This window comes from Variovorax sp. GW823-FHT04B03, assembly GCF_058796495.1.
Genome location: NZ_JBXAIT010000002.1, coordinates 36,836 through 49,628, shown reverse-complemented (window position 1 = coordinate 49,628; position 12,793 = coordinate 36,836). Strand labels below are relative to the sequence as shown.

Sequence of the window (12,793 nt, the reverse complement as noted above, 5' to 3'; positions counted from 1 at the left end):
TTTTTCATGGAGGACGCGCTTGAGGTGCCAGCAATCAGCGCTGGCTGTTCAGCATCGACGCCTTGAACGACAGCACATGCGTCTTCGCCGCTTCGGCCGCCGCGTCGGCGTCATGCCGCTGCAGCGTGGCGACGATGGTGCGGTGCTCCTCAATCACCTCCGCCAGGTGTCCCTCGGCGGCCAGTGAAATCGCCCAGAAGCGCTGCGAGCGTGCGTGCAGCACGCTCAGGATGTCCTGCAGCATCGCGTTGCGCGCCGCCGCAGCGATCTTTTCGTGGAAGAGGCGGTCGAGGTTCATCACCGACATCGCATCGCGCCGCTGCGCTGCCGCTTCGAACTGCTCGGCGATGGCCTGCAGCTCGGCCAGCTCGGCCTCGGTGATGGCCGCCGCGGCCAGGCGCATGCACAGCACCTCGTTCACCAGCCGGACCTCGATCAGCTCCAGCGCGTCGTTGATCGACAGCGGCGAAGCCATCGCGCCCTTGCGCGGAATGATGCGGACCAGGCCCTCGGCCGACAGGCGGTGCAGCGCCTGGTTCACCGGCGTGCGGCCCACGCCCAGCCGCTCCATCACCTGGGCGGTGTTGAGGTATTCCCCGGGCTTGTAAGCCAGGGTCACCAGGGCTTCCTTCAGACGCAGGTAGGCGGTTTCGTTGAGGGAGATGGCTGCTTCGGGCCGCCGGACGGGGGCTTTGCGGGCGGGCGTGGCTGCGTTCATCGGGGCGGGAGGGTCATGGTGGAGTTCCCCGATGGTACCTGCGGGAAATCCCTTTGAAGTTTCTGTGGACTCACTGTAATATCGTTGTGAAATTTCACAGAAACTTCAATCGAGCTGCCACCCATGAAACTGTCTTTCGAACTTCCCGAGGGAAGTGCCCCGTCAACGCTGAGCTTCGAGGCCCGGCACCTCGTGATCGCCGGCTGGACCGGGCGCGACACCGCCGCCATCGAGCACCACATCGAGGAACTCGCCGAGCTGGGCGTGCCCGCGCCCAGCACCGTGCCGCTGTTCTACCGGGTGGCCACCCAGCAGCTGAGCCAGGCCGATGTCGTGCAGGTGGTGGGGGCCGACACCTCGGGCGAGGTCGAGCCGCTGCTGTTCCTGCACGAGGGCGAGTTCTTCGTCTCGATCGGCTCGGACCACACCGACCGCGCGCTGGAAGCGCACAGCGTGGCGCTGTCCAAGCAGATCTGCGTGAAGCCCGTGGCGCGCAGCGCCTGGCGGCTGGCCGACGTGCAGGAGCGCTGGGACACGCTGGTGCTGCGCTCCTGGATCGAGGAGGGCGGTGAATGGCGTCTGTACCAGGAAGGCACGTTGGCCGCGCTGCGCCCGCCGGCCGATCTGCTGGCGCGCTGCGCCGCCGCCGACGGCGAACCGGCCGACGGCTTCGCGATGACCTGCGGCACCGTCGGCGCCATCGGCGGCATCCGCCCGGCGGCGCGCTTTCGCATGGAGCTGGTGGACGAGCACACGGGCCGCCGCATCGCGCACGAGTACCGCGCGGTCTCGCTGCCCGTCGTTGCCTGACGCACGAGGGACCGCACATGCCCGCCCCGATCTCCCTCGCTGCCGCCCGCGCCGACCTGGCCGCGGGCCGCACCACCTCCGCCGCGCTGACCGCCTCGGCGCTGCAACGCATCGCCGATCCTGCCGGCGAAGGCGCACGCACCTTCACGCGCGTGCTCGCAGACCGTGCCCAGCACCTGGCGCGCGCCTCCGACAGCCTGCGCGAAGCCGGCGTCGTGCGCTCGCCGCTCGAAGGCCTGCCGGTCTCGGTCAAGGACCTGTTCGACGTGGCCGGTGAAACAACGACCGCCGGCTCCGTCGTGCTGCGCGACGCGCCGCCCGCCGCACACGACGCCGAGGCCGTGCGGCGCCTGCTGGCGGCCGGCGCGGTGCTGGTCGGCAAGACGAACATGACCGAGTTCGCGTACTCCGGCCTCGGCCTCAACCCGCACTACGGGACGCCGGCCAATCCGTGGCAGCGCGGCGAACGGCGCATTCCCGGCGGCTCGTCCTCGGGCGCGGCCGTGGCAGTGGCCGATGGCCTGTGCGTCGCCAGCGTCGGCAGCGACACGGGCGGCTCGGCGCGCATTCCGGCGGCGCTGTGCGGCATCACCGGCTTCAAGCCGACGGCGCGCCGCATGCCCGGCACCGGGCTCGTGCCGCTGTCGCACAGCCTCGATGCGGTCGGCGTGATGGCGCTCGACGTGGCCGGCTGCGTGGCCATGGATGCGGTGCTGTCCGGCGTGTCCGAGGTGCCCCGAACGCAGCACCTGCGCCAGGCCCGCTTCGCGGTGCCGACCACGCTGGTGCAGGACGGCATGGACGCGCACGTCGCCGCAACTTTCCAACGCGCGCTGCAGCGCCTCTCGGCCGCCGGCGCGCAGCTGGTCGAGCTGGCGGTGCCCGAGTTCGACGAGCTCGCAGCCATCAACGCCGCAGGCGGCTTCAGCGCGGCCGAGTCATGGGCGTGGCATGCCGAGCTGATCGAACGCAGCGGCCGCAACTACGACCCGCGCGTGCTCAGCCGCATCCTGCGCGGCAAGGACTTCACGGCGCGCGCCTACCTCGCACTGCAGGCGCAGCGGGCCGACTGGCAGCGCCGCGTGGCCGCGCGCCTGGGCGAATTCGACGGCTGGCTCATGCCGACCGTGCCGCTGGTGGCGCCGCGTATCGAGGTCCTCGAAGCCGACGAGGCGCAGTACGTCGCCGTCAACGCCGCGATGCTGCGCAACCCCTCCATCGTCAACTTCATGGACGGCTGCGCCATCTCCTTGCCCTGCCACGCGGCCGGCGAAGCGCCCGTGGGCCTGAGCCTTGCTGGCCTGCCGATGCGCGACGCCGCGCTGCTCGCCTGGGCCGCCGACATCGAACGCACCCTGCGCGCCACCGCCGATTGACCCGTCTGCCCACCCTCAAGAAACTCCGGAGAACCTCATGACCCAGCGCTTCCGTTTCCCGCTCGCCTCGCTTGTCTGTCTTGCCGCCGGCCTGGCGTGCATCGTGTCCGTCGCCCACGCGCAGGACGCCTATCCGTCCAAGCCGATCCGCATGGTCGTGCCGTTCCCACCGGGCGGCAGCATCGACATGACGGCGCGCCTGGTCGGCCAGAAGCTCTCGACGGCCCTGGGCCAGCCCGTGCTGGTGGACAACCGTCCCGGCGCCAGCGGCAACATCGGCATGGACTACGTCGCCAAGGCCCCGAAGGACGGCTACACGCTGCTGATGGTGCACACCGGCCTGGCTTCCAATGGGCACATGTTCGCGAAGCTGCCCTACGACCCGATCAAGGACCTGGCGCCCGTGATCCGTGTGGCCGACCAGCCCAACGTGCTCATCATGAATCCCAAGTGGACGTTCAAGAACGTCGGCGAGCTGGTGGCCTATGCCAAGGCCAACCCCGGCAAGCTCAGCGTCGGCACCTCGGGCGTGGGCGGCCCGCAGGACGTGGCCGCGCGCCGCTTCATGCAGATGACTGGCACCGATCTGCTCAACGTGGCCTACAAGGGCGGGGCGCCCGCGCTGTCCGACCTCGTCGGCGGGCAGATCGACATGATGTTCGAAACCTCGCCGACCGCCGTGCCCTATGCCAAGAGCGGCAAGCTGAAGGCGCTGGCGGTCACGGGCGACAAGCGCGTTTCGACCTTGCCCGACGTGCCGACGGTGGCCGAGTCCGGCGTGCCGGGCTACCGCTTCATGGGCTGGGTCGGCCTGGTGGCGCCGGCCGGAACGCCCGCACCGGTCATCGCCAAGCTCAACGAGCAGGTGCAGGCGCTGCTCAAGAACGCCGACACGCAAAAGCAGTTCACCGACCTCAGCCTGGAAGTCATCGGCGGCTCGACGGCGGACTTCACAAGCTTTGTGCGCAAGGAGTCGAACGACTACGCCCGGTTCGTCAAAGACTTCAACATCACGCCGCAATGAAAAAGCCCCGCAGTTGCGGGGCTTTTTCTTGGGCGATGGGCCGCAGGCTTACTCGACCTTGGCCTTCGCGCGCAGGTCTTCCTGGTACTTCTGCAGGCGCTGCTGTTGCAGCTGCTGCGTGATCTGCGGCTTCACTTCTTCCAGCTTCGGCAGTTGGGCCTGGCGGATGTCGTCGACGCGGATGATGTGATAGCCGAACTGGGTCTTGACCGGGGCAGGGGTGGTCTCGCCCTTCTTGAGCTTGATCATCGCTTCCGAGAACTCGGGCACGAAGCTGGCGGGGTTGGCCCAGTCGAGGTCGCCGCCGTTGGCGCCCGATCCCGGGTCCTTGCTCTGCTTCTTGGCGATGTCTTCGAACTTGGCGCCCTTCTTCAGGTCGGCCATGATCTTCTTGGCCTGGTCTTCGGTTTCGACCAGGATGTGGCGGGCCTTGAATTCCTTGCCGCCGTTGGCTGCCACGAACTTGTCGTACTCGGCCTTCACGTCGGCGTCGGACACCGCGTTGGTCTTGCGGTAGTTCTCGAACAGCGCGCGGATCAGGATGGCCTGGCGGGCGAGTTCGAGCTGGTTCTTGTAGTCCTCGGTGGCGTCCAGGCCTTGCTTTTGCGCTTCCTGCATGAACACTTCGCGCGCCACGATTTCCTCGCGCAGCTGGCTTTGCATCTCGGGCGTCACCGGGCGGCCGGCTGCCGCCAGCTGCTGGGCCAGGACGTCCATGCGGGCCTTGGGCACCGGCTTGCCGTTGACGATGGCTGCGTTCTGCGCCAGGGCCGACAGGGGGAGTGCACCGATCAGCGCTGCGGCCGCAACGGCCTGCAAGATGTGTTTTTTCATGAAATGAATATCAGGCTGGAGAGGAAATGCGCGTGTAGGAAAAGGCGCGGGAAAGAAAGCAGGAATCAGGAGAAAAGAAGGAGAGGGTGGGCGGCCGCGGCGAACGCGGCAAGCAACCGATTGGACGACTCAGAGCACCTCGATGGCGATGGCGTGCAGACCCTGTGCGATAAAAACTTGGAGGGCATCATACACAAGCCGATGCCGCGCCACGCGGGGCTTTCCGTCGAACAGCGGGGAGGCGATGCGCACCCGGAAATGCGTGCCGTAGCCCTCGGCGTTGGCGCCCGCATGGCCCGCGTGGGCGGCGCTTTCGTCGATCACTTCGAGCTGCGTGGGCGAAAGCGAGGCGCGCAGCGCCGCCTCGAGTGCGGCCACGGTGGGCAGGGGGATGGTGGTGGTCGTCATGCGGTCGGCTTGTCTTCCTTGAGGTGCGGCGCGATGTACAGGCCCTGCGCCACCAGGAAGACGATCGGGAACACGTAGCCCCAGAGCTTGAAGTTGACCCAGGCCTCGGTCGTGAAGTAGGCCGCCACGTAGCCGTTGATGAGCGCCATGAACAGGCAATAGCCGATCCACGCCACATTGAGCCGGCCCCAGATGCGCTCGGGCAGCTCGAGCTGTGCGCCCAGCAGCATCTTCAGGAAGTTCTTCTTCAGCGCCCACAGCGCCACCGCCAGCGCGACGGCCATGGCGCCGTACAGCACCGTCGGCTTCCACTTGATGAAGCGGTCGTCGTGCAGCACCAGCGTGAGCGTGCCGAACAGCAGGATCAGCACCAGCGTGGCCTTCTGCATCGCTTGCAGCTTGCGTTCCATGGCGTAGATGACGGCCATCTGCACCACGGTGGCGGCCATCAGCACGCCGGTGGCGGTGTAGATGTCGGCGAACTTGTAGGCGCCGAAGAACAGCAGGATCGGAAAGAAGTCGAGGAGCAGTTTCATTTCTTCTTCTGGAAGTCGAGCGACGCCGAGTTCATGCAGTAGCGCAGGCCGGTTTCGGTGGGGCCGTCGGGGAACACGTGGCCCAGGTGGGCGCCGCAATTGGCGCACACGTTCTCGGTGCGCACCATGCCGTGCGAGCGGTCGACGATGTTGCGGATGGCGCCGGGCACCGCTTCTTCGGAGAAGCTGGGCCAGCCGCAGCCGGCGTCGAACTTGGTGGCCGCTTCGAACAGCTTGGCGCCGCAGCAGATGCAGTGGTAGGTGCCGTCGTCCCAGTGGGCTTCGTACTTGCCGGTGAAGGGGCGTTCGGTGGCGGCGTGGCGCGTCACCTCGAAGGCGGCGGGTTCGGCGCCCTTCTCAGCGAGCAGGGCTTTCCATTCGGCGTCGGTTTTCTGTACGGGCGTGGTCATGAGGAGCAGCTGATTTCGATCGTGGAGGCCCAGTCGGGCGGGAAGCCGGCGTAGTCGTCGGCACCGGGGTGTTCTTCACATGGGGTTTGGAGCAGCGTCAGCAAGGTTGCCACACCCGCGTGGTCCTTTTGCTGACTGGCTTCGATGGCCTGCTGGCCCAGGTGGTTCCGCAGCACGAACTTGGGGTTCGACTGCAGCATCAATTTTGCCGCTTCGGCGCGCTGCGATTGTGCGTGGCGCTCCGAAAAAGAGAGCATCCAGGCATCGAAGCCGGCCCGGTCGAGGAACAGGTCGCGCACCGGCTCCACGTTGCCGTCGGCCATGTGGTTCGACAGGCGGCGCCAGAAGATGGTGTGGTCGACCTTCTCGGCGGCCATCAGCTTGAGCACGCCCTCGATGAGCGCGCGGTCGCCCTCGGCGGGCGTGGCCAGGCCCAGCTTGGCGCGCATGCGGTCTTCGAAGGCGTTGGGGAACACGGTCTTGTACGACTCCAGCGCGGCCAAGGCGATCTCCTGGTCGCCGATGAGCGGCAGCAGCGCCTGCGCCAGGCAGAACAGGTTCCAGTAGGCGACGTTGGGCTGCTGGTTGAAGGCGTAGCGGCCCTGGGTGTCGCTGTGGTTGCAGATGTGGCGCGGATCGAAGCCGTCGAGGAACTGGAACGGGCCGTAGTCGATGGTGAGCCCGAGGATGCTCATGTTGTCGGTGTTCATCACCCCGTGGCAGAAGCCCACGGCCTGCCACTGGGCGAGCAGGGCGGCGGTGCGCTCGCTCACGGCCTCAAGGAAGGCTGCGTAGGCATTGCCGTTGAAGCGCGCGGTGGCGCGGCATTCGGGGTAATAGCGGTCGATGACGTAGTCGGCCAGTGCGCGCAGCTCGTCTTCGCGCTGGTTGGCGGCGAAGTGCTCGAAGTGGCCGAAGCGGATGAAGCTGGGCGCCACGCGGGTCACGACGGCGGCGCTTTCCAGTTCTTCGCGGCGCACGCGGGCGTCGGAGCCGGTCACGCACAGCGCGCGCGTGGTCGGAATGCCCAGGCCATGCATGGCCTCGCTGCACAGGAACTCGCGGATGCTCGAACGCAGCACGGCGCGGCCGTCGCCGCCGCGCGAGTAGGGCGTGCGCCCCGCGCCCTTGAGCTGCACTTCGAGCCCGCCTTCGGTCTCGCCGAGCAGGATCGCGCGCCCGTCGCCCAGCTGCCCGGCCCAGACGCCGAACTGGTGGCCGCTGTAGACCGTGGCGAAAGGCCGCGTGCCCGCGACCGGCAGGCTGCCGGTGAGGGCGGCGAGCGTGGTGTCCGACTCGCGCCAGCCGGGCGGCAGGCCCAGCTCGCGCGCCACGGCGTCGCTGTGGCCGACCCAGTACGGGTCGGGCAGCGGCGTGGGGCGCAGTTCGGTGAAAAAGGCGGGGCCCAGCGTCGAAAAGCCGGGCTTCCAGCGCAGGCCCAGGTCGGCGACCGGGGTGTCTTCGGCTAACAAGCTCATGCCTGGATTGTCCGGCAGCGCGCGAAACCCCTGGCCACGGAGGCCATCGGGCGCGTGGGGAGGATGCCGCCGATCAGTTCAGCAGCGCGCCGCGCAGCGCCCCGGCGCCGTCGAGCGCGAGGCTGGCGCGGTACTGGGCCGGCGGCAGGCCGAACCAGCGCTTGCAGGCGCGAAAGAAGTTGCTGACGTCCACGAAGCCCAGCCGGTCGGCCACGTCCGCGAGCGTGTGGCGCTGTTCGGCCAGGTACTGCCTGGCGAGTTCGCGGCGGGTGCGGTCGAGCAGCGCCTGGAACGACACCGACTCCTCCTGCAGGCGGCGCTGCAGCGTGCGGTCGGCCAGCCCCAGGCCCGAGGCCACGTCCTGGCGGCGCGGCTCGCCGTGCTGCAGCCGGCGCGCGATCTCGGCGCACACCAGGCTGGCGGTGGTGGTCTGGCCCAGCAGGTTGAGCTGGTCGTCGAGCAGGTGCTCCTGCATCTCGCCCAGCGCCGGGTGGTGGGTGGGCAGCGGCATGGTCATGTCGGCCGACGACAGCAGCACGCGGTTGGCGGGCGCGTTGAAGCGGATCTCGCAGCCGAAGGCCTCGCGGTGCAGCCGGTCGTTGGCCGGCGGCGGGTAGACGAACTCCATGGCCAGCGGCTGCAGCTCGCGCCGCGTGAGCCACTGGCACTGCATGAGCACGGTCAGCAGGGCGTACTCGACGCGCTGGCGCGGAATCGGCAGGCTGCCGCCGGTGTGCTCCATGACCATCCAGCAGCCGCGCGCGTCGGACTGCAGCGAGAACGCGGTGGCGTCGGAGATCACGGCCATGTAGCGCGTGAGCCGCGTGAGCGCCGCGCCCAGGGTGGGGCTGCAGGCCATGGCGTGGCCCACGGTGCCCAGCTTGCTGTGCGTGGCGGCCAGGTCGCGGTCCAGACCCAGCGTGGGCCGCCCGGCATGCGCCACGGCCACCTGCCACAGCACGGAGATCTCGTCGACCGGGATGCGCGCGTTCTGGCGGTGCAGCGAGTCGGGGTCGAAGCCGGCATCGCGCAGCAGCGTGGGCACGTTCAGCCCCTCGGCCTCGAACATCGACAGCACCCCCTCCAGCCATGCGGCCGAGCTGGTGCGCAGCTCCGGCTGCGGACATCCGGGGCGGCGCGACGGCCGGCGCGAATGGCGCGGCAGGGAGGCTTCTGAAGTCATTCGATTGGCTCGCTTGCGATAGCGGTGAAAACGGAGCCGGTTCCTAGAATTTTTCCAGTGCACGGCGGCCCGGAGTATGGGTGCCGCGCGCCAAGCCAGGAATTCCGATTAACCCGGTGTGGAGACAAAACATGAAGACAACGACAACAGCACAAAACCAGGGTGCGGCAGGACAGACGGCGATGGCGCGCGCCATCGCCACCATGGCCACGCTGGCCGCCGCGGCGGCGCTTGCAGCCTGCGGTGGCGGCTCGTCCGGGGCGACCGCCTTTCCCGTGTTGCCGCCTGCACCGGCTCCGGCACCCGCGCCCGCTCCGGCACCCGCCGCCGACGGCCCGATGGTGCGCCAGACCACGGCCGGCAAGGTCGAGGGCTCGGACGACAGCGCCAGGAACGGCACCTGGTCCTGGAAGGGTGTTCCGTTCGCCCAGCCGCCGGTCGGCGCGCTGCGCTGGCGCGCACCGGTCGAGCCCGAAGCCTGGACCGGCATCCGCCCGGCCAAGGCCTTCGGCAACGCCTGCCTGCAGATCGGCCGGATCTTCAGCCCCGGCACCAGCAACACCTACGACGCCACCATCGGCACCAACCTGGGCAAGCCGGTCGGCAGCGAAGACTGCCTGTTCGTCAACATCTGGCGTCCGGCCACCACCGAGAAGAACCTGCCGGTGCTGCTGTTCATCCATGGCGGCAGCAACATTTCGGGTTACACAGCCGATCCGCTGTACGACGGCGCGGCGCTGGCCAAGGCCACCAACGCGGTGGTCATCACCGCCAGCTACCGCCTGGGCATCCTGGGCTTCCTGAACATGCCGCAGCTGCGGCCGGGCGGCAGCGCGGGCGACGACTCGGGCAACTTCGCGCTGCTGGACAACATGGCGGCGCTGCGCTTCATTCAAGGCAACGTCGCCAACTTCGGCGGCGACCCGGGCAACGTCACGCTGTCGGGCGAATCGGCCGGCGCGACCAACCTGCTGGCGGTGATGACCTCGCCGATGGCCAAGGGCCTGTTCCACAAGGCCTTCGAGATGAGCGGCGGCATTTCGCTCAAGACCAATCTGCCGCCCGGGACGCTGCCGACGCTGCAGCCGGCTTCGGCCTCGTTGACGCAGGGCCAGACGATCCTCGAAAAGCTGCTTGTCGCCGACGGCACCGTGGCCGATGAAGCGGCGGCCAAGGTGTATATCGGCACGCGCTCGCCGGCGCAGATCGCCGAGTACCTGCGTGCGCAGGAGGGTGGGGCGCTGCTGACCAAGGTCACTGCTGCCGGGCAGGGTTCCGTTGCGCCCATTCCCGACGGCACGGTGCTGCCGTTGGACCCGATCGGTGCGATCGCGGCCGACAAGTACGTCAAGGTGCCCATGCTTGCGGGCAACACGCGCGACGAGGGCAAGCTCTTCGCGTCGCTGCTGGGATCGCTGGGCATCCCGGGCCTGAAGGCGGGCTGGATCGTCAAGGACGACGCGCGCTTCTCGATGATGTTCAACTTCAATCCGGACGCCGCCCCCACGCTCACGGTGAACGAAATCATCGACGCATCCTACCTTCCGGTAGGTACTCCCGGCACGGGCTACAACGCAGCGACCGACATCGTCACGAAGGGCCTGTTCGGCGCCAATCGCGACAACCTGCTCAACACCATGAAGACGCGCCAGTCGAACATCTGGCACTACCGCCTCGACTGGTCGCAGGAGGCCGCGCCGTGGAACGACGTGTACGGCGCCGCGCACGCCTTCGACCTGCCGTTCGTGTTCGGCAACTTCGAGGGGTCGCTGCTCAGCAACGTGATGGGCGGCAAGGCCAACGAGAAGGGGCGCGTGGCGCTGTCGAAGGCCGTCATGGCCAGCGTCGGGGCCTTCATGCGCAACGGCGATCCGAACACGCCCGAACTCGGTGCCACCTGGGGAACGTGGCCCTCGCAGTTGCTGCTCGACGCCACGCCCACCGCCACGAAGATCACCGCCGCGCCCTGATACAGGGGATCGCCGTCGTGCCCCGAGACGCGCCTGGGCAACGCATGCCATCCACCAGAACGATCACAGAGACAACACCATGAGGATTTCCATGCACCCCCGCCGATGGCGCCTTGCCGCGTCGCTGCTTGCCATCGCGGCGGGCCTTGCGGCCTGCGGTGGCGGTTCGTCGGGCGGCAGCGGGTTCAGCTTCTTTCCGTCCGCCGCCGAAACGCCGCCCGCGCAGCCGCCGGTCACGCCCGAGACGGGCCCGGTCCGCAAGTGGGGCTACATCACGCTGCCCGATGGCAACCGGATGCGCTATTCGCTGCTGCTGCCCAGCGGAGGCAGCGCCACCTATCCGCTGCTGGTCGAGTACGACGGCTACAGCTCGGGCTCGGCCCCGAACATCGGCCAGCGCTGGCTGGCCGAGGGCTATGCGGTGATGGGCCTGAACGTGCCGGGCACCGGCTGCTCGACGGGCGAAGACCAGGTCTTCGACGCCAGCACCGGCGCGGCCGGTGCCTTCGCCCTCGAATGGGCCGGCAAGCAGCCATGGTCGAACGGCAAGATCGGCATGATCGGCTACTCGTACTCGGGCTACAACCAGCTGTGGGTGGCCGCGCACCGGCCCAAGGGCCTGCTGGCGATCACGCCCAGCAAGAACGTGACCGATCCGTACCGCGACGTGGGCTACCCGGGCGGCATCAAGAACGTCGGCTTTCCCGCGCAGTGGTGGGGCGGCTTCCCGGCCACCTGGAACCGCGCGGCCGCGCTGGCCGCCAAGCTCGACGGCGACACGGAGTGCGCCAAGACCGTGGCCGACAACATCGAGAAGCTCAAGCGCCCCGATCTCGACCTGACCAAGTGGCTCGAGAACCCGTACGCCGACGGCCTCTACGTGAAGCGCAGCGCGTTTTACGAGACCGGCAAGATCGACATTCCCGCGCTGGGCACCCAGTCGTGGCAGGACGAGCAGATCGGCCCGCGCTCGGGCTACTACGAAGACACCATGGCGCCCGAAAAGATGTGGCTCATCAGCTCCAACGGCGACCACCACACCAACGTCACCTCCGACTACATCGATGGCACGCTGAAGCGCTTTCTGGCCCATTTCGTGAAGGGCGAGGACAACGGTTTCGAGAAGGAGCCGCACGTGCGCCTGCTGCAGGAAATGCAGCAGACCGACCAGAAGGCGATCAACGGCGCCGCCAAGCTGAAGCAGACGGCCGTGGCCGAGTTCGACCGCCTGCCGGTCAAGGTCAAGCCGATGCGCCTGTGGATGCAGCCGGGCGGCGGGCTCGCCGACGCGAAGCCGACCGCCGGCGCGGCCTCGTCCGACTACCGGTATCCGGCCAAGAGCCCGGTGGTGAACAACCCGGCCGCCGAAGGCTGGCAGGCCGTGGCCGACGCGGAAAAGGACGGCCAGCTCACCTTCACCACCGCCGCCTTGCCCGAGGACCTGAGCTTCTACGGGGAAGGCTCGGCCGACCTGTACCTGAGCGCCACCGCCGACAGCACCGACCTGCAGGTCACGGTGTCGGAAGTGCGGCCCGACGGCAAGGAGATGTTCGTGCAGCGCGGCTGGCTGCGCGCCTCCAAGCGGGCGCTCGACGCCAGCCGCTCCACCGAGCTGCGCCCCTTCGGCGATTTCACCCAGCCGAAGGAAGCGCCGCTGCAGTCCGGCCAGGCCAACCTGGTGCGCATCGAGATCCAGAAGTTCGCCCATGTCTTTCGCGCCGGCTCCAGCATCCGCGTGACGGTGGACTCGCCGTCGCAGACCGGCTTCTGGCTGTTCGGCAACGACACGAGGCCTTCGACCAACACGCTGTGGCACCAGGGCGCGAACGCGTCGAGCATCGTGCTGGGCTATGTCGCCTACCCGCATGCGGCCGCGTTGCCCGAGTGCGGCAAGACGCTGCGCCAGCCGTGCCGCACCAACGTGGTGACGGTGCCCGCGGGCACTGGTCCGAAGGCGCCCACTTGAGCCGCTTCGTTCAATCATGCAGTGCGGGTTTGTGTCATTGTGCAAGTGGCCGAAGCTTGCGTGAATCTCTCGTTCGCAAC

The 12,793-nt window shown here is 68.4% G+C and carries 12 protein-coding genes; 5 read left to right on the top strand and 7 right to left on the bottom strand.

All coding sequences use genetic code 11. The features are described from left to right. Positions 1–34: 34 nt before the first annotated feature. Positions 35–718, bottom strand: a complete 684-nt coding sequence (locus AC1RAD_RS08925; protein ID WP_095745340.1) for a GntR family transcriptional regulator — start codon at positions 716–718, stop codon at positions 35–37. A gap of 123 nt (positions 719–841) precedes the next feature. Here AC1RAD_RS08925 and AC1RAD_RS08920 point away from each other — a divergent pair, with 123 nt between their 5' ends. Genes AC1RAD_RS08920 through AC1RAD_RS08910 form a run of 3 tightly spaced genes read left to right on the top strand, consistent with a single transcriptional unit; the run spans position 842 to position 3,928 of the window. Continuing rightward, entirely contained in the window at positions 842–1,528 is a 687-nt protein-coding gene (locus tag AC1RAD_RS08920) for a DUF2848 domain-containing protein (RefSeq protein WP_492734584.1), read from the top strand. Between the two features lie 17 nt (positions 1,529–1,545). Further along, positions 1,546–2,904 (top strand): amidase, encoded by a 1,359-nt coding sequence (locus AC1RAD_RS08915; RefSeq protein ID WP_492734583.1) that lies wholly within the window; start codon positions 1,546–1,548, stop codon positions 2,902–2,904. A 37-nt stretch (positions 2,905–2,941) separates the two neighbouring features. Beyond that, a complete protein-coding gene (locus AC1RAD_RS08910; protein ID WP_487846923.1) occupies positions 2,942–3,928 on the top strand; it encodes a Bug family tripartite tricarboxylate transporter substrate binding protein in 987 nt (328 codons plus the stop codon). 48 nt (positions 3,929–3,976) lie between these two features. Here AC1RAD_RS08910 and AC1RAD_RS08905 read toward each other — a convergent pair whose 3' ends face one another. From AC1RAD_RS08905 to AC1RAD_RS08880, 6 genes are all read right to left on the bottom strand, one after another. Further along, the gene (locus tag AC1RAD_RS08905) at positions 3,977–4,762 is read right to left on the bottom strand and encodes a peptidylprolyl isomerase (RefSeq protein ID WP_062471282.1); all 786 of its coding nucleotides are present in this window, start codon (positions 4,760–4,762) and stop codon (positions 3,977–3,979) included. A 129-nt stretch (positions 4,763–4,891) separates the two neighbouring features. Beyond that, on the bottom strand, positions 4,892–5,170 hold the full coding sequence (locus tag AC1RAD_RS08900) for a BolA family protein (RefSeq protein WP_056580792.1): 279 nt from the start codon (positions 5,168–5,170) through the stop codon (positions 4,892–4,894). Beyond that, positions 5,167–5,706 (bottom strand): septation protein A, encoded by a 540-nt coding sequence (locus tag AC1RAD_RS08895; protein ID WP_062471286.1) that lies wholly within the window; start codon positions 5,704–5,706, stop codon positions 5,167–5,169. The genes AC1RAD_RS08900 and AC1RAD_RS08895 overlap by 4 nt, the downstream gene beginning before the upstream one ends. Then, positions 5,703–6,116: a peptide-methionine (R)-S-oxide reductase MsrB gene (msrB, locus tag AC1RAD_RS08890; protein ID WP_070060682.1), complete on the bottom strand. Its 414-nt coding sequence runs from the start codon at positions 6,114–6,116 to the stop codon at positions 5,703–5,705. The genes AC1RAD_RS08895 and msrB overlap by 4 nt, the downstream gene beginning before the upstream one ends. Beyond that, complete coding sequence (locus AC1RAD_RS08885; RefSeq protein ID WP_492734582.1) at positions 6,113–7,594, bottom strand: protein adenylyltransferase SelO; 1,482 nt, start codon at positions 7,592–7,594, stop codon at positions 6,113–6,115. The genes msrB and AC1RAD_RS08885 overlap by 4 nt, the downstream gene beginning before the upstream one ends. A 73-nt stretch (positions 7,595–7,667) precedes the next feature. Next, on the bottom strand, positions 7,668–8,759 hold the full coding sequence (locus AC1RAD_RS08880; protein ID WP_095747609.1) for an AraC family transcriptional regulator: 1,092 nt from the start codon (positions 8,757–8,759) through the stop codon (positions 7,668–7,670). Between the two features lie 149 nt (positions 8,760–8,908). Between AC1RAD_RS08880 and AC1RAD_RS08875 the strand changes: the two genes are divergently transcribed. Next, positions 8,909–10,747: a carboxylesterase/lipase family protein gene (locus AC1RAD_RS08875; protein WP_492734581.1), complete on the top strand. Its 1,839-nt coding sequence runs from the start codon at positions 8,909–8,911 to the stop codon at positions 10,745–10,747. A gap of 79 nt (positions 10,748–10,826) precedes the next feature. Further along, on the top strand, positions 10,827–12,713 hold the full coding sequence (locus tag AC1RAD_RS08870; RefSeq protein ID WP_492734580.1) for a CocE/NonD family hydrolase: 1,887 nt from the start codon (positions 10,827–10,829) through the stop codon (positions 12,711–12,713). Positions 12,714–12,793 lie beyond the last annotated feature (80 nt).